This window comes from Dyadobacter linearis (assembly GCF_907165045.1).
Taxonomy (GTDB): Bacteria; Bacteroidota; Bacteroidia; order Cytophagales; family Spirosomataceae; genus Dyadobacter; species Dyadobacter linearis.
The window spans coordinates 17,855-34,282 of the sequence record NZ_CAJRAU010000007.1; the positions used below are offsets into that span (position 1 = coordinate 17,855).

Annotated in this window: 14 protein-coding genes and 1 tRNA gene; 7 read left to right on the forward strand and 8 right to left on the reverse strand. The window is 45.5% G+C overall.

All coding sequences use genetic code 11. The features are described 5' to 3' along the window. Positions 1-64: 64 nt before the first annotated feature. On the reverse strand, positions 65-1,315 hold the full coding sequence (locus KOD92_RS21155; RefSeq protein ID WP_215235607.1) for a chorismate-binding protein: 1,251 nt from the start codon (positions 1,313-1,315) through the stop codon (positions 65-67). A 52-nt stretch (positions 1,316-1,367) separates the two neighbouring features. Continuing rightward, entirely contained in the window at positions 1,368-1,793 is a 426-nt protein-coding gene (locus KOD92_RS21160) for a hotdog fold thioesterase (RefSeq protein ID WP_215235608.1), read from the reverse strand. A gap of 85 nt (positions 1,794-1,878) precedes the next feature. On the opposite strand from KOD92_RS21160, the gene KOD92_RS21165 reads away from it, so the two are divergent. The 4 genes from KOD92_RS21165 (at position 1,879) to KOD92_RS21180 (ending at position 5,351) form a co-directional block, all read left to right on the forward strand. Next, entirely contained in the window at positions 1,879-2,523 is a 645-nt protein-coding gene (locus tag KOD92_RS21165) for a histidine phosphatase family protein (protein WP_215235609.1), read from the forward strand. Positions 2,524-2,627: 104 nt separating this feature from the next. Further along, positions 2,628-3,695 carry a sensor histidine kinase gene (locus tag KOD92_RS21170; protein WP_215235610.1) on the forward strand — a complete coding sequence of 356 codons (1,068 nt, stop codon included), beginning with the start codon at positions 2,628-2,630 and terminating at the stop codon, positions 3,693-3,695. 85 nt (positions 3,696-3,780) lie between these two features. Next, on the forward strand, positions 3,781-4,515 hold the full coding sequence (locus tag KOD92_RS21175) for a LytR/AlgR family response regulator transcription factor (RefSeq protein WP_215235611.1): 735 nt from the start codon (positions 3,781-3,783) through the stop codon (positions 4,513-4,515). Positions 4,516-4,532: 17 nt separating this feature from the next. After that, positions 4,533-5,351 (forward strand): DUF3298 and DUF4163 domain-containing protein, encoded by an 819-nt coding sequence (locus KOD92_RS21180; protein WP_229254787.1) that lies wholly within the window; start codon positions 4,533-4,535, stop codon positions 5,349-5,351. On the opposite strand, the gene radC is transcribed toward KOD92_RS21180, so the two are convergent. From radC to KOD92_RS21200, 4 genes are all read right to left on the reverse strand, one after another. Further along, the gene (gene radC / locus KOD92_RS21185) at positions 5,352-6,059 is read right to left on the reverse strand and encodes a RadC family protein (RefSeq protein WP_215235612.1); all 708 of its coding nucleotides are present in this window, start codon (positions 6,057-6,059) and stop codon (positions 5,352-5,354) included. A gap of 58 nt (positions 6,060-6,117) precedes the next feature. Next, positions 6,118-7,683 carry a YfgM family protein gene (locus KOD92_RS21190; protein WP_229254788.1) on the reverse strand — a complete coding sequence of 522 codons (1,566 nt, stop codon included), beginning with the start codon at positions 7,681-7,683 and terminating at the stop codon, positions 6,118-6,120. A 31-nt stretch (positions 7,684-7,714) separates the two neighbouring features. Further along, complete coding sequence (locus tag KOD92_RS21195; protein ID WP_215235613.1) at positions 7,715-8,461, reverse strand: zinc ribbon domain-containing protein; 747 nt, start codon at positions 8,459-8,461, stop codon at positions 7,715-7,717. Positions 8,462-8,559: 98 nt separating this feature from the next. Further along, complete coding sequence (locus KOD92_RS21200; RefSeq protein ID WP_215235614.1) at positions 8,560-9,657, reverse strand: Nif3-like dinuclear metal center hexameric protein; 1,098 nt, start codon at positions 9,655-9,657, stop codon at positions 8,560-8,562. A gap of 161 nt (positions 9,658-9,818) precedes the next feature. On the opposite strand from KOD92_RS21200, the gene KOD92_RS21205 reads away from it, so the two are divergent. Next, positions 9,819-9,892: transfer RNA gene (locus tag KOD92_RS21205), tRNA-Asp, on the forward strand. A 109-nt stretch (positions 9,893-10,001) separates the two neighbouring features. Here KOD92_RS21205 and KOD92_RS21210 read toward each other — a convergent pair. Together KOD92_RS21210 and KOD92_RS21215 are read right to left on the reverse strand one after the other, a co-directional pair. After that, positions 10,002-11,585 carry a RagB/SusD family nutrient uptake outer membrane protein gene (locus KOD92_RS21210; RefSeq protein WP_215235615.1) on the reverse strand — a complete coding sequence of 528 codons (1,584 nt, stop codon included), beginning with the start codon at positions 11,583-11,585 and terminating at the stop codon, positions 10,002-10,004. A gap of 10 nt (positions 11,586-11,595) precedes the next feature. Next, on the reverse strand, positions 11,596-14,577 hold the full coding sequence (locus KOD92_RS21215; protein ID WP_215235616.1) for a SusC/RagA family TonB-linked outer membrane protein: 2,982 nt from the start codon (positions 14,575-14,577) through the stop codon (positions 11,596-11,598). 913 nt (positions 14,578-15,490) lie between these two features. On the opposite strand from KOD92_RS21215, the gene KOD92_RS21220 reads away from it, so the two are divergent. Beyond that, positions 15,491-15,961, forward strand: coding sequence for an Lrp/AsnC ligand binding domain-containing protein (locus tag KOD92_RS21220; RefSeq protein ID WP_215235617.1), 471 nt, complete (start codon positions 15,491-15,493; stop codon positions 15,959-15,961). A 96-nt stretch (positions 15,962-16,057) separates the two neighbouring features. Then, on the forward strand, positions 16,058-16,411 hold the full coding sequence (locus KOD92_RS21225; RefSeq protein ID WP_215235618.1) for a PadR family transcriptional regulator: 354 nt from the start codon (positions 16,058-16,060) through the stop codon (positions 16,409-16,411). Positions 16,412-16,428 lie beyond the last annotated feature (17 nt).

A 16,428-nucleotide genomic window follows, 5' to 3' on the forward strand; every position in this document is an offset into this window, starting at 1 on the left:
ATATTAAATCTCAAACGGATTAGACTTTTTTATATTAAGAAAGTTTAATTATTAAAAATATTTTTTATAAACCCCGCTCGATCACTTTCAGGAGCGTGTCACATTTCAGCTCGGTTTCTTCCCATTCTTCACTAGGAATTGAATCTTCTGTGATCCCGGCTCCGGCGAAGAATGTAGCTTTACCGTCTTTGAACCGTACCGTGCGGAGGTTAACATACAAGCTGGTCGTTTCGCCGATTTGTGCAGGTCCGATAAACCCGCTGTAAAAGGAGCGATCGTAGCCTTCGACATCTAAAAGGAATTGCAGGCTGGGTTCTTTGGGTACGCCGCACACCGCGGAGGTAGGATGCAGCAGTTTCAACATTACGGAACCGAGTTCGGGGAAATTGGCAGAGTCGGTATCTACCTCAAAATCAGTTCTCAAATGGTACAAATTGCCAGCCAGAACCGTTTTTGGCCCCGTTTCTGTGTATTCGCGGAGCCGGATCTTTTTAAAACACTCCACAATATACCGGCTTACCAATGCATGCTCTTCGATCTCTTTTTCACCCCAGCGGATTTCATACTTAGGTATCAGTTCGCCGGAAGCTGTTCTTGCGCGCTGCGTACCGGCCAGCGACATTGTTCTGAAAACGCCCTGCGCATTCTGCTCGACAAGCAGCTCTGGACTCGCTCCCAGCCACATTTCATTGAATTCCGGCAGGTTGACAAGCGATACAAATGCGTGCGGATATAGTTTCGAAAGCTCACAAAATGCCTTTGCAGGCTGGAAATTTTCGGAAAACAGAAGGTCTTTGCTTCTTGATAAAACCACTTTCTTAAACTGCTTCTTGCGAATCGCCGATACCGCAAGTTCGACTGTCCGCTCAAATCGTTGTCTGGAATCGAAGTTATCGACTTCTGTCACGAGCGAAGTTGTATTGACTGAGGTTGGAGCTGTTTGATTTGCGTCGATTTCTCCCGCCAGTTTCAAAAGTCGTTTTACTTCAATATGCTCTTCTCCGGCAGTATTGATTGCGTCTTTTAGTTGGGTTTCAGGTCCGAAAGTCAGGATAATATCTCCTTCCAGAAAAAGAACATCCTGGTCGTCTTTCCAATGGAAACTACTTACTATAAATCCCGGGGAAAGTTTTTCAAGTTCAGGCTGACATTTTCTGATTTCCTCGCGAAGAGAAATAAGCAGTTTGATCTCATTGGTATGTGGCAGCCGCCAAAGTGCCGATGGAAAACCCAACTGCCTGGCTGCGGCCCATAGTTGCTGGATCTGCAAGCCTTCAAATACTGATAGTGAGGTGCTGGTTTCTACTGAAAGCATTTATTGAGAATAACGATAATTCGTGTTAGGTTGATTGTTATGCAAATTAATGTCAGCGGTTTGCATTCACAATAGCGACTGTAAGCCTGCTGATGCATACGAGCTTCTCTTGCTCATTCGTAATTCGTATATCCCAGATATGCGTTGTTTTACCCAAATGAATCGGCCTCACAGTTCCATAAACAAAACCTTCTTTGACGGGCCGCAAATGGTTGGCGTTGATTTCCAGACCTACCGCATGTTTCTCATCCGAATCGGGCAATGTAAGAAAGGAAGCGATGCTGCCCAGCGTTTCGGCAAGTACCACCGAAGCGCCTCCGTGCAGAATGCCGAAAGGCTGGTGTGTCCGCTTGTCGACAGGCATTCTGGCAGTTACAAAGTCGGGGCCAACCTCGATAAACTCGATTCCAATGTGTCCTGCTATGGTGTTCTCACTAAGCGATTTAAGTTGCTCAATCGTGGCTGTTTTAACAAACATATCTAAAAATTGTATAAATTTGTTAGTGCTTTAAAAGCTCAAAACAAGGTATTTGTAAAAATAATATTCAAATAATCCTATTACGTTGAAAAGAAAATCTATATACATCATTCGCCACGGCGAAACGGATTTCAACCGCAGGGGAGTAGTACAGGGCAGTGGAGTTGATTCCTCGCTTAACGAATGGGGCGAAGCTCAGGCAGCTGCTTTTTTCAATTCTTATCAACATGTACCTTTTGATAAAATATATACCTCTGACTTAAAGCGAACACACCAAACTGTTCGCGGGTTCATCAAGCTGGGCATCCCGCATGAAAGTTACTCGGGCCTCAATGAGATTTCCTGGGGAGCTCGCGAAGGACGCGAGCCTAATACCGGCGATAACAACTATTACAGAGAACTCGTAACTGCCTGGCGCAATGGGCAGACCGAACTTGCAGCCGAGGAAGGCGAGAGCCCGGTCGAAGTTCGGGCAAGGCAGATCCCGGTGATCGAAACGATCCTTTCGCGCCCCCACGAGCGCAATATCCTGATCGCTATGCACGGGCGGGCAATGCGCGTGCTGCTGACCACACTTTTCAAGCAGCCGCTGGTCAATATGGACGATTACGAGCACAGCAATCTTTGTTTGTACAAAGTCAATTACTCCTACGATCTTCAAAAATTCGAGCTGGAAGTTTCCAACGATATTACCCACCTGCTCTCCCTCGAAATTCCGCAAACTTTATAAAAGCCGTTTGTGTAGGTTCGTTTCCATTGATGTATTTATGCGGAAAGGTTAATTCCGTGTAAATACATTTGTAATTTTCGGAACAATCAACGCAGCATTACTTCATGTCCAAAAAACGAATTTATTGGACTCTTCAAATCCTGGGCTGGACATTGCTGATCATGTTCGAGTATGTTCCTTATGTACTTGAATACGGTTTTGAGATCGGCGAATTTTACACAGCGCTGGCTAATATCCTTCTTGGGATCGTTTTAACGCACGTTTACCGGCTGGTTATCCGCAAATGGAACTGGTCTTCGCTGCCGCTTCCGAGGCTTGCGTTGCGCGTGATCGGTTCCGTACTCTTACTCGGTCTTATTATGGCGATGATCAATCAGCCGATGGACCGCGAAATGCTGGAACATAACCTGCTGAATCAACCACTGGTCTTTTGGAGTTACTACGCAAACTGGTGTAAAAACCTGCTGGCCTGGATATTGTCATACACTGTTTACCATTATGTAGAGCAGACACGCCTTGCGAGTTACGAGAAGATCATGCTGAAAATGTCAATGCGGGAGGCGGAAGCTAAGGTTTTAAGGTCGCAGCTGAACCCGCATTTTACCTTCAATGCATTAAACAGCATTCGCGCGCTGGTGTTCGAAGATCCTTCAAAAGCACAGCTCAGTATCACGCAGCTTTCCAATATATTAAGAAATTCCCTTCTTGCCGACAGACGGAAAACGGTTGATCTGCAGGAGGAGCTGCGGACTGTGGAAGATTATCTTGAACTTGAAAAAGTACGGTATGAAGACCGGCTCCGATACAGCATAACTGCCGATCCGCAGGCTATGTACTGGCAGGTACCTCCCATGATGCTGCAAACTTTGGTCGAAAACGGCATTAAGCACGGCGTTTCCAAAGTAATGGGTGGTGGATTTACCGATGTAAAAGCAGAAATTGCTAATGAACTGCTGGTAATTCATATCACCAATTCGGGTAACCTCGGTTCAACCGAGTCGGGTGGGGTAGGGTTAAAAAATACAGCGGAGCGGCTTTCGATCCTTTACGGAAAGGCGGCGACTTTCAGGATTTATCAGCAGAGCGATAATATCGTGTGCTCGGAAATTAAAATACCAATGCTTTCGGAAGGAGTTTTGATGGCGGGGCAGGAATCGGGAGCAAGCAATTGACAACATTTTAGTCCCCGGACTGAAGTCCGGGGCAATTGATTTCATCGAATAAAAAAACTTATAACTTTTTCCTAACTGATCTGCCATGAGAACTCTTATTGTTGACGACGAACGTCTTGCCAGGAATGAATTAAAGCGGCTGCTTGAACCTTACACCAAAATTGAGATCATAGGCGAAGCCGCCAATGCGGAGGAAGCGCTGGTGATGATTGATGAATTGCAACCGGAACTGCTTTTTCTGGATATTCAAATGCCGGGTAAAAACGGTTTCGAGCTGCTCTCCTCCATTGAGGGGAAAACGCCGGAAGTGATATTCACCACTGCCTACGACGAATATGCTATCAAGGCATTCGAATACAATGCGCTCGATTATCTGCTCAAACCTATTGATAATGAACGGTTGAAAGAGACTATTCATCGGATCGAAGAAAATCAGGCGCAGCCGGAAGCGCCGGCCCAAACGCACGAAAGAGCAGAGAAGGTGTTGGGAGGAAATGATCAGGTTTTTGTCAAAGACGGAGAGAAATGCTGGTTTGTAAAATTGGGCAAAATCCGCCTTTTCGAATCAATGGGCAACTATGTGCGACTGCATTTCGACGATCAGAAACCGCTGGTACTTAAATCTCTAAACAATCTGGAAGAGCGGCTCGACCCTAACACCTACTTCCGCGCCAACCGGAAGCATATTATCAATTTGGGCTGGATCGAAAAGATCGAACCATGGTTTAGCGGCGGTTTGCTGGTAACATTGCAAGGCGGCGATAAGATCGAAATTTCACGTCGGCAGGCGATCCGGTTTAAAGAACTGATGAGCCTGTAATTCAACTTATTCAATATATGATGCTTATTCGGAAGGGATTATTTTTGATTGCAGGGCTGGTTATCTACGGTTGCACGCAGTCTTCCAAAAATGAACAGGAGGCGGAAACATCCCGGTTGACCAAAGGAAGTATTGAAAAGCAGTCTTTTGGCGGTTGCGATACTGTCGGCTATGGAAATGGAGTCGCAGTAAATGTAGCTGTCTGGAAGTCGCAGGATTCGAGCCGGGCTGGTATTGAGATTAATAAAATTCTCTCTGAAAAGCTTATTAACCGCGTCAACCAGCACGGCGACTCCGCACATATTGCGTCCGACCCAGCTGCATCGAAGAGCCTTCAAGGCGCATTCAACCTGTTTCAGAAAGACTATACCGGTTTCAAAAAGGACTTTCCCGACGCGCCGGGATGCTGGGAAGTCGACCTGAAAGGAGATACGGTGATGGTCACTCCCAAAGTGCTTTTTTATCAGCTCGATCACATTTACTTCACCGGCGGCGCGCATCCAAATAGCTTCCGTTCCTTCCACGCATTCGACGCTGCGACTGGGGCTGAGGTGGAAATGGAAAAGTATATAGCCGATTCGTCAGCACTTTTGAAACTGGTTGAAACGCATTTCCGTAAAACCGAAAAGCTTTCTGCTGAGATTAATCTAGAAACAGCCGGCTACTTTTTGTCAGATCACCGGTTTTTCCTGCCAGCAAATTATGTTTTCACACGTGAAGGGTTATTCTTCTACTATAATCCCTACGAAATAGCTGCCTACGCACGCGGCGCGGTCAAGTTCACGATCCCGTATGCTGAGTTAAAAAGCATTATAAAAGAGTCGGAAGTATTCTGATCACAGCTCGCCGGAATCTTTGAAACTGTAAAAGCCCGCGTCTGTAAATATCATGTGATCCAATATTGGCATATCCAGCAGCCGCCCCGCGTCCCGGATCTGCAAGGTCAATATCTTGTCGGCGTGGCTTGGGGTTAGCTGGCCGGAAGGGTGATTGTGAACGAGTATAATGGAACTTGCCAGATTTTCCACGGCAATTTTTAGGATCAGCTTAACGTCCACAGAAGTCCCGGAAACACCGCCTACACTCACCAGTACAGTACGTAATAACTCGTTTGCGCGGTTCAGTAACAGTATCCAGAATTCTTCTGTCGGTTTATCAAGAAGGTATTGCCGCATTTCTTCATAAACCGATTCCGGGCCGGTGATCTTCTTTTTCTTCAAAGGCTGGATATCGCTCCTCCGCCGCCCAAGTTCCAGCGCGGCCACTATTGAAATAGCTTTCGCTTTTCCCATACCCTTGTATTTCAGGAAATCCTTGAAGTCCAGCTTGGCCAGATCATGAATACTGTTTCCCGCGCTTGCCATAATTACTTTCGCAAGATCCAATGCCGACATTTCCGTCGTGCCGGCCCGGATGAGAATAGAGAGTAGTTCCGCATCGGAGACAGCTAATCTGCCCTTCATCATTAACTTCTCGCGTGGCCGGTCTTCTTCTGACCAACTCTTGATTTTTCTCGGATTTTCTGGTTTTGTGTTTTCGGGCATTTTGATTTTGTGACAGCGTCTGCTTTTTTAGACGCAGACTTGTGCAAAAAGTCACAAATTATTCTCCCAAATCCGTAAGTGCAGCTCTCGCTTTATTATCGATACTGTTTTTGTATTCGTGCTTTTTGAAAAGCATTGCCTTTTTAAAGTAACTAGCAGCCTTTTGCTTTTCTTTTTTATCAAGATAAATATATCCCAATTGCAATGCAGAAGAGGCGCCGAAACCAGGGCTAGTATTCCCAGAAAGTTGCAGGCAACGCTCAAAGTAATGAATTGCAGGTACAGTCTGCCCGGTTTTATGCATAATCCGGGCTTTTCTGTAATTGAACTCTGCTTTTTCAGCCGGGATTTTAAAAGTGCTTTCTGAGACATTTTGTAAAACTTCCGTCGCTTCTTTTAAATAACCTCCGTCGAAAGCATATCTGGCTTTGTATAATATTTTTTGCTGCGCCCCAATTTTCCCTGCCAAATATTCTTTGCCAATTCGCTCTGCCAGCTGGTCGGCCTCTATGATCGTTTCTCCCGTGCTGCCGATCTTTTTCGCAAATGCGGTAGCCTCCGCATCTTTCCCTGCGAGCCAGCGGCACATGAAAAGCTTGAAATTTGTATCCTTGACATAATTAAAGCCACGGTATTCCTTTTGAAAAAGCAGGTATTGTGCAGCGGCGCCGTCGTACTGACCTTTTTGAAGTGCTATTTCACCTTTCAGGTATTTCAAAAAAGGAAAATCAATGTAGGCGTCGCCTGCTGGCGCATTGTTCAGATATTGAAGTACCTCTTCACTTTGGCCTTCTTTCATCAAAACAGTTGTGGCGAAGAAATGGAGGAGCAGATTGTCTGGCTGTTCATTTGGCCACTGACGGATCTTTTTTTGCTGGTCAGGCGTCAGTTTCAGGGTGTAAGCGTGGATCAGCAGATCGATCAATTCTGCTTCCTGTTTAAAAAACGGTTCTTGTTGCTGTACTGTCCTGAGCTCCCGGATCCCGTTCTGAATGTTTCCTCTCAAACCTACGATTTTGGCGACCCACGCATAATTGTCCGGAATAGAGCCGATCAGAATGTGTAGTAAGCCGAGCGATTTGAGCGTCGGAATAAAGTCAGGAAACTTCTTTCTGTTCTCTTCCAGCAGTTTGTATGCCTTGATAATTTCCCATGAACCGCTCGCCTGGTCTCCGTATTTCAATTTGGCAAAAGCCCAATGAAGCCGGATTTCCGCAAGCAGGAACCGTTTGTAAGGCGATTGGTCCGACAACTTCGCAACCTGGTCGAGCCGTTTGCTTTCCTGAGAAGACAGATTTTTATACGCCGCTTTATCTTCCGCGATCAGCAGGTAATGCAGGTCGGCGTAATTATCCAGATACTGAATAAATGCATTGTCCGGGTTTTCCTTCCTTTCGATTTCAATCAACTTACGAGCCGCGGGAAGCCGCAGTTTTTGTATTTCAAAATACGCTTTCTGCAACCTCGGCGTGAAGTCTATATCCGCTGTCAGATCATTTTTGGGCGCGGCAAATGCAATAGAAGCGAACAGGAAGACTGGTATCCAAATCGACAACAGTAAATTTCCGTTTCGCTTTTTAAGAATTTTGAGCATAGTAAAGGCATAAAAAAAGGTTGCCTTCATCAGACAACCTTTTCAAATTCATTCAATGATATTAGCGGCGCTGATGAACTGGTTCAACGCTTTCAACGTCTGCCAGAATTCTTCCGCAATGCTCGCAAACGATCAGTTTTTTACGCTCCCGGATATCTGCCTGGCGCTGTGGCGGAACAATGCTGAAACAGCCTCCGCAAGCTCCTCTTGATACGTGAACAACTGCCAGACCGTTCATTGAGTTGTCGCGGATTTTCTGATAAGATTTCAGCAGACGATCCTCGATTTTCTTAATGTGTTTCTCGCGCTCAGCGATCAATCCTTTTTCATCCGCTTCGCTTTCGCTTGTGATGACAGACAGCTCGCCTTTTTTCGCTTTCAAATCTTCATTTCTCTCGTTCAGAACCGATTCGGCGCGATTTGCATCCTCTTCGATCAAACGGATACGGGCTCTGGCCTCATTGATTTTCTTATCAGCCAGTTGCATATCAAGCTCCTGTAATTCAACTTCTTTGGTGATTGCATCGTACTCGCGGTTATTGCGGACGTTCATTTGCTGATCCTTATATTTCTTGATCAGCTTTTCACCATCTTTTTGTGCGTTTTTGAAATTGTCAATTTCAGTATTCAAATTCGCAATTTCACTCTTAAATTTTCCCAAACGGGTCTCAAAACCGATGATCTCATCTTCCAGGTCTCTTACCTCTTCAGGAAGATCACCGCGTGTTTTAAGTATTTCGTCAAGGCTTGAATCAATTTCCTGCAACTTCAGGAGAGCATCTAATTTTTGAGCGATTGTGTTTTCCATGTATGTCTTTAATGGACTTGTTTCAATGCGTAATAAGTGAAGGCAGTCAGCCGAGGATCTTCAATAGTGACCGGAGAATATTTTGATTTACACTAATATTAAACAAAATATCGAACCGGATTGGTATTGACCTGCGACAAACAGAGTGCAAAATTACTAAATTTTCCTGACAAATATTTATATAGTAGATTTTTAGTATACACTTCGCTTTCATAATGCCCGATATCGCAGATCATAATCTGACCCTCAGCATCAAAAAATTCGTGGTATTTGTAATCGGAAGTTACAAAAACATCTGCGCCCGCACGAATCGCATCTTTTAGTAAAAAGCTTCCAGCTCCTCCGCAAACGGCTACTTTCTTCACTTTTTCTACACTTTCCGTGTGTTTGATCACTTTTAAATGCATTTGGCTTTGAAGGTGACGCAGGAATTCATCAGCTGTCATTTCAACTTCCAGTTCTCCCACCGCGCCTGCACCCACTTCCTGATTTTCATTTTCAAGCGTCGTGAGATAATAGGCTACTTCTTCGTAAGGATGCATTTTGCGCAGTACCGACATCATTTTGGATTGCAGGTAAGACGGAAACATCACTTCTGACCGATGTTCAGCTACTACCTCCTGCGTGCCTCTTTCGCCGATCACTGGGTTCGCTTGCTGGTTAGGCATAAATGATCCCATACCTTCGGTCCGAAAGCTGCAATTTTCATATTGCCCGATCCGACCGGCTCCTGCCGCAAAAAGTGCATCCAGTATTTCCTGCGTATTGGCGACGGGCGAGAAGAAAGTCAGTTTGGTTAAAATCTGCGATTTGGGAGCTAGCACGCGCAAATTGTTGAGACCCAGCAATTCTGCGATCTGCCAGTTTACTCCTTGCGGTACGTGATCCAGGTTGGTATGCGTCGCATAGATCGCAATATCGTTTTTAATAGCCTTGATCACGGTCCTTTCCACATAATTGCTCCCATTCAGCTTTTTCAAACCCTTGAAAATAATAGGGTGGTGAGCGACGATCAGGTTGCAGTTTCGCTCTATCGCCTCTTCTACTACTTCTTCGGTCACGTCAAGCGTCAGTAGCACGCCGGTGACGGGTATATCGGGAGAACCTACCAGTAAACCTGCATTGTCGTACCCTTCCTGGTAAGCAAGTGGAGCGAGATATTCGAGCTCCTGAATTATTTCTTTTACAAAAGTCATTATAAGTCTGGCTACAACTATTTCATTTTCAGAATTTTCCTTTTGCAGGATATTCTTTTCACAAATAAAATAACTAAATTGAAGTCTCAGCTATTGTTATGGTAAATAATAATACTAGTTTTGCACCACGTTTTCAGTAAATGTACTGGAAATTATACCTTGGTTTGGTAGTTCAGTTGGTTAGAATACATGCCTGTCACGCATGGGGTCGCGGGTTCGAGTCCCGTCCAGACCGCGAAAAAGCTCAGAGAGATCTGGGCTTTTTTTTGTTTTAACCATTACAAAGAAAAACCGGCCCTTGAATAGGACCGGCTTTGTCAGGACTATATTGCTTAAACAAATTATCAGAACCCAGGATTTTGCTTCATATTCGGGTTTCCTTCCATTTCTCTGGCGGGAATAGGCCAGAGGTAATCTTTCGCTTTAAATGTGCGCGTTTCCACGTTTACCGGCTTTTTGGTTCTCGGGTCAATAGCGCCTTCCACTACACCGTTCATCACCTTCTCCGCGATCTTCCAGCGACGGATGTCAAATAGCCGGCTGCCTTCAAACGCGAGCTCAACGCGCCTTTCACGCTGGTAAAGCTCACGCATTTTGGCTTCGTTGTTGTAGACTTTAATATCAACATTGGGCATTTTAGCTCTGTTGCGGATCATATTGATGTATTTGATCACGTCCGGATTGTTCCATTGTCCGCTTTCCACCAATGCTTCCACGTACATTAAAAGCAGGTCACCATACCTGTAAACCATATAATCCAGCGAGCCGCGGCCTCTTCCTCTGTCAGCCAGATCAACGTACTTTCTCAGCCAGTAACCGGTTTTCGAAGAATAGTTAGCTGCAAGCCTGTTCGGATTGTTAGGCGAATCGTCCCATGGATTCAGGTCCCCATAAAACGTAGAGCCGGGATAAGCGATCGTCAACTCCATTCTTGGGTCGCGGTTGGATCTGTAATTCGGGCTGGCTTTGTAAATAGCGGCGCTGTCGGGTGAGAGTTCGGCCAGCGTTTTGCCCTGCTTTGTTTCGTATGTATTCACCAGCGAGCCGGTTGGGTTAAGGCAGGCATTTCCACCAATATAACCCGGCGCACTTCTGTAAAAGGTATCGTCATTTCCACTCTGACGAATGAAGATCCGCTCCTCGTTTACTTGTCCTTCGTAGTTGAAAAGCGCGGCGTAGCTGGGATGGAGCTTGTATAAATTCATATCAATCACCTGTTTTGCAGCTTTGGCGGCCTCGGCATATTGCAGGTTGTTGAGCAATGCTACGGTTTTCATCGTGTAGCAAGCGCCCCTCGTGATCCTTTTGATATCATTCACGGCGTATAGATTCGGCAGATCGGCAGAAGCTGCGTCGAGTTCGGCGAGCACAAAGTCTACAACTTCCTGCTTTGTGTTTTTCACCAGATCGGTTTCTGTCGGCAGTACCACGGTGGTCACGATCGGTATCTCTCCATAATAAAGCATGAGGTCCAGATGAAACCACGCACGCAATGCCCGCGCTTCGGCGAAGTAGCGCTTTTTGAGAGCCGGCTCGATCAATGCTTTGCCTGCATGTTCCAAAAAGCGGTTCGCACGTCGGATCGCCGTATAGTTCTCCTGCCAAACAGGCTGAATCGCGGCCCACTCCGTCGCCCGCATTTGCGAATTGGAGTTACCAAGTGCAATGGTATTTACCTCCCCAAAAAAGTTGGCATACCAAACTGCATTGTCGGTCATTCCCTCAAACGTAATGCGGGTATTGTTCTGGTAGCGAAAGCCACCGGTTGGTACCTGATCATACAGGATATTCAGCGCGGTATTAATTTCGCCTTCGGTGTTCCAGAAGTTGAGGTCGGTGGTGGCCGTTGGATGGTCCCTGGTCAGAAATTCTTCCGCGCAGGAAGAAAGAAAGAATGTGCTTATTGCTAATATAATGATCTTCTTCATGGTCGTGGATTTAGAATTTAATGTTCAGCCCTGCTGTGAATACCTTCATTAGTGGATAGTTAGCCTCACTTCCGCGCGTCTCCGGATCGAAATATTTCATTTTACTGAAGGTGATCGCGTTTTGCGCATTCACGAAAATCCGAAGGTTATTCAGCTTGATCTTTTTCACCAGTTCAGGGCTAAAATTGTAGCCCAGCTGAATATATTTCACTCTCAGGAATGCCGCATTTGTGAGCCAGTAGTCAGAAGGTAATGCATTGTTACCAGGTGAAGGTGCCAGTCTCGGGAACATTGCATTCGGATTCTCCGGAGTCCAGTAATCCGTTTGATATTGCATCGGGGTTCCGCCGTCGAAATTTGAGGTAACGTTCAGCACAGTCTGGTAGCGACCAGTGTAATAAGCCAGACTTTGGGTGAAACCATTCAATTGCGTTTCAAGACTGAATCTTTTGAACACAAAATTCAAATTGGCAAAGTAGCTGCCCTGCGGATTCGGGTTACCCATGATCTGCTTGTCTGCTTTATCAATATTTCCGTCACCATTCACGTCAATGTATTTGATATCTCCGATTTGCTGTCCGGGTAATAGTGGAATCCCGCCGTCGATATCGGCCTGCGTTAGCAAACCCGCTGTTTTGTGCAGGTAGTAGCTATTAATAGGGTAGTTTATTTCGTTGATATCCAGACCGCTTCCTCCGATGTAAGGTCCGCCGCGGAGTGAGATGATTTTATTGTTATAGTAGGAATACCCCGCACTTCCGCTGATCTCCATCTCTTTTCCAAGCGAGCGGGAGTAATTGACCATGAACTCCCAGCCTTTATTTGATACCGATCCTGAATTCACAGGCAGCGAATTGACGCCTGACGAAAGCGAAAGTGGTGGAGAAAGGAGAATATCGTCCGTCGTTTTGCTAAACCAGTCAATCGTAATTCCCAGGTTATCAAATAGCCTGATATCTGCTCCAATGTCCAGCATCTTAACCGTTTCCCAGGTTATTTCAGGATTACCTATTGTAGTTTCAACGCCATTGCCACCATCGATCAGACTTTGGTACCGATAACGTTCCACATTACCGTTGTTACCCATAAGTCCGTAAGAACCGCGAAGTTTAAAGCTGGTAAGGAAATTCACATCTTTCAGGAATTCTTCATTGTGTATATTCCATCCAACTGCCACGGAAGGAAATGTGCCCCATTTTCTATCTGGTCCGAATTTGGAAGAACCATCGGCGCGCACAGTACTTTCGAGCAGGTATTTGTTGTTAAAAACGTAGTTGAACTTCACAAAATAGGAAGCCAGTGTCATCTGGTCGAAGTTGGAAGGGTTATCCGCTTCACGCGATAATCCGGCAATTCCGTATACAAAGTGTTTTCCATAGGTTTGAGAGAATTCCAGATTTGATGCCAGGTAGTTGTAAGTGCTTCTACCTACGCTCGAGCCTTTGGAATTCCCATAGGTAAACACCAGGTTTCCAGTGTAGTAGTCGAGAAAATTGTAAGAGTCGCGATTGTCAAGAAACCCATTCGAGTTAATCCGGTACAAATACTGGCCGCGAATTTTGAGCTCAGGGGTAATCTGCCAGGTCGGCTGAAAGTTGATATTGATCTGGTCGGATTTGTTTTGCGCATAACCGCCTCTTTCAAGTTCTGCCATTGGGTTCATCATCTCTCCGAAGTTCCCGTAAGCCTGGTACCCGTCGTCTTTGACAGGATATTTCGGTACTATATTGGGCGGAGTGGAATAGATCAGGTGAAGCGAATTCCCGAAGCGAACCAGCTCTGATCTGTTTCTCCCTCTATTCGCAACAAGGTCAAGTAGCATGGATACATTTTTCGTAAGCGTCACCCCCGTATTGGCGCGGAACGAAAATCTTTCATAATCCCGTTTTGGAGTAAGTCCATCCTGATATAAATAGTTACCGCTCACAGCAAACCGCGCCAGCTCGTTACCTCCTGAAATACTCACAGAATGACTATGGATCGCTGCATTTTTATTGAGCATAAGCTCCGACCAGTTCGTGTTTGGATACGAAATGGGATCACTTCCTTCCCGCGTTTTCTGAATCGCCTCGTCGCTGTAAGGTTCCAGTCCGCCAATGTTTGAATAGGCTTCGTTGACCATTTCCATGTACTTCGGCCCGTCTACGAATTTGGGCAGGTAAGTGGCATTCTGCACACCGGCGTAACCGTCATAGGTAACCGATAATTTCCCCGGAATACCTCGCTTGGTGGTCACCAGGATAACCCCGTTTGCCGCCCGCGCACCGTAAATGGAAGCCGCCGCCGCATCTTTCAGAACCGTAATACTCTCCACCGTAGTTGGATCTACGGAGTTGATATCAAATGGAACACCGTCCACGAGCACGAGCGGTGAAGAGTTACCGATCGTGGAAATACCGCGGATCAATATATTAGACCGGTCTTCGCCCGCCATGCCGCTACCCTGGGTTACCGTTAGTCCGGTAACACCGCCTTGCAGCGCCTGCGAAAGCTGGGTGATCGGCTTATTGGCAACCGCAGCTTTTACGTCCAATTTTCCAATCGCATTGGCCAGGTTACGCGCTTTTTGCTCTGAATAACCCGTTACAACCACTTCGTTCAATGCATTATCTTTCTCTTTGAGAGCTACTACCATGTTTTTAGTACTCAATACGGGCAGCTCTTTAGGATCCAGTCCTACAAAACTAAAAACCAGTGTATCACCCAGGACTGCCCTAATTTCAAAGTTTCCGTTGGGATCGGTGGTAACACCGCGGTCTGTTTTCTTGACCTGCACCGTAACACCCGGCAATGCTACCGGCGGTTCGCTGCCATCAAATACCTGCCCCTTCAAACTGAGGGTATCGGCCGCAAATGCAGATGGTTGTGGGTTAATTGAATTAAAATTACTTGCTGATGCTGTGCCGATGAGCAGAAAAAGGGCTGAGCAGAATGCAACGAGGAAAGCGCCCGGCTGCACACCGGGCGGACTGATTAGTCGCTGTTTTTTCATACTTTTGAATAAGGATTAGGCTTGTTTAAGCAGTGAGTTTATTCCTTTTGTGTTTGCTCGAAACTGGTTTACCAGACCAGTGAACGAGCTCATTCTCGGATCGACGGTGTTACCAGCATCGTCGATCTTTTTTTGTAAATGGATCAGGTCATAGGCATTTCGTGAGCATGAGTTGTAGATTAAATTCGATGAATGTGCTACGATGAGTAGGAGGCTCGAAATTAGTACCCATGACCTGAGCAAAAAATTTGCATTCTTTTGCTACTTTTTGTCATTATATCCTCAGCTATATCCGGTTACGGTGTAAAAAAAATAGCAGGTTCAGTACAAAGCCTGACCTGCGAAGTAACTGATTTTCAAAAATGAACCGGGATAAAAGGTGCCTCCGGGGGAGCCAAATAGCGGATGAGTACGGAGGAGAATTGAGGCTTTAAGGCTGGGGAGTTGTTGGTGGTGGCTGTAAAATAAAAACACGCAGGTTTCAAAATGAACCCGCGTGTCAAATTACACTTCATCAACAAACTAAAAACCAAATAAAACTAACACGAAAAAATTCGCTTGTCAAGTTTTTTTTGCTGTAGGAGGGGGATTCGAACCACCCACGGTGCGGTTAGCTACGGTACAAATACTGTTGGTGGTCCACCCCAGTCGACGTTAGTCGGCATTATGCCGCGTTTATCCCTTATTCACCACCCCCGAGACAGGAGGGCATGGCTGCCAATTTCATCACCCTACAATAGTGATTACCAAATTAATTATGGAACATATTAACGGTTCCTTCCTTGATTTGGTTCTGCAAAATTATATTTTCCAGATTTAATTATAAAATATTTTCATTAAAAATTGTCAAAATTTACAATAATCTCATAATTTGGTCAGTAAGATTGCGAAAAATTCAAACTTTCAGACTGAAATGCAGAAATATTCAGATATTGACAGCACCGATTTGCGTATACTTTCCCTTCTGATAGAGAATGCTGCGTTACCGTACACGGAGATAGGCAAACGCGTTTTTGTTTCCGGAGGAACGGTTCATGTACGCATGAAAAAGTTGGAGCAAATGGGCATTGTGAAGGGTTCACAACTTGTAATTGATCCCGCAAAACTTGGTTGGGATATCAGTGCATTTCTGGGTATCTATCTCGATAAAAGCTCACTCTACGAGCAGGTCGCTACTGAGCTGGAAGGTATTCCGGAGGTCGTCAACATCCATTATACGACGGGTATTTATAGTATTTTTTTAAAGATCGTTTGCCGCGACACCGGACATTTACGCGAAATCCTTCATGACAAAATTCAAAAGGTAAATGGGATCCAGCGGACAGAGACCTTTATTTCACTGGAAGAGCGGATCAGCAGGTCAATTCCCCTGACAGAAAGTTAAATTTCGCATTTCGGTTGACTTCGGAAAAAACTTCTCCTACTTTTGTATTGTATATATAAAAAACTTATATATATTCGCTTAATCAAATTTTAACTCATGGATAATAACACAACAAGTAACGAATATGTCCGGGGCACCCTCAAAACCATAGTGCTGAATTTGCTGGCCGAACACGATCGGATGTACGGATATGAGATAACCCAGGAGGTAAAAGAGAGAACAGGCGGCGCCATTGCTTTGACGTTCGGCGCGCTTTACCCTGTTTTACATAAATTGGAACAGGAGGGAATGTTGCTAACCGAGTCGGTGGAAGTCGATGGTCGCCTTAGAAAATATTATTCACTGACCAGCCCGGGAAGTGAAGCCGCGCGTAATAAAACCAATGACCTTGAACGTTTTATAGACGCTGTCAGACTCTTACTCGCTCCTAAAAATCTAGCAACGGAATAAATTTGTTACATGGCTGA

What these genes read in the sequence shown, in the direction of transcription:
- KOD92_RS21195 (WP_215235613.1), bottom strand. Translation starts at nt 8,461, where the DNA reads ATGGAAAACACAATCGCTCAAAAATTAGATGCTCTCCTGAAGTTGCAG.
- KOD92_RS21190 (WP_229254788.1), bottom strand. Translation starts at nt 7,683, where the DNA reads ATGAAGGCAACCTTTTTTTATGCCTTTACTATGCTCAAAATTCTTAAA.
- KOD92_RS21180 (WP_229254787.1), top strand. Translation starts at nt 4,533, where the DNA reads ATGATGCTTATTCGGAAGGGATTATTTTTGATTGCAGGGCTGGTTATC.
- KOD92_RS21175 (WP_215235611.1), top strand. Translation starts at nt 3,781, where the DNA reads ATGAGAACTCTTATTGTTGACGACGAACGTCTTGCCAGGAATGAATTA.
- KOD92_RS21200 (WP_215235614.1), bottom strand. Translation starts at nt 9,657, where the DNA reads ATGACTTTTGTAAAAGAAATAATTCAGGAGCTCGAATATCTCGCTCCA.
- KOD92_RS21225 (WP_215235618.1), top strand. Translation starts at nt 16,058, where the DNA reads ATGGATAATAACACAACAAGTAACGAATATGTCCGGGGCACCCTCAAA.
- KOD92_RS21160 (WP_215235608.1), bottom strand. Translation starts at nt 1,793, where the DNA reads ATGTTTGTTAAAACAGCCACGATTGAGCAACTTAAATCGCTTAGTGAG.
- KOD92_RS21215 (WP_215235616.1), bottom strand. Translation starts at nt 14,577, where the DNA reads ATGAAAAAACAGCGACTAATCAGTCCGCCCGGTGTGCAGCCGGGCGCT.
- radC (WP_215235612.1), bottom strand. Translation starts at nt 6,059, where the DNA reads ATGCCCGAAAACACAAAACCAGAAAATCCGAGAAAAATCAAGAGTTGG.
- KOD92_RS21220 (WP_215235617.1), top strand. Translation starts at nt 15,491, where the DNA reads ATGCAGAAATATTCAGATATTGACAGCACCGATTTGCGTATACTTTCC.
- KOD92_RS21170 (WP_215235610.1), top strand. Translation starts at nt 2,628, where the DNA reads ATGTCCAAAAAACGAATTTATTGGACTCTTCAAATCCTGGGCTGGACA.
- KOD92_RS21155 (WP_215235607.1), bottom strand. Translation starts at nt 1,315, where the DNA reads ATGCTTTCAGTAGAAACCAGCACCTCACTATCAGTATTTGAAGGCTTG.
- KOD92_RS21210 (WP_215235615.1), bottom strand. Translation starts at nt 11,585, where the DNA reads ATGAAGAAGATCATTATATTAGCAATAAGCACATTCTTTCTTTCTTCC.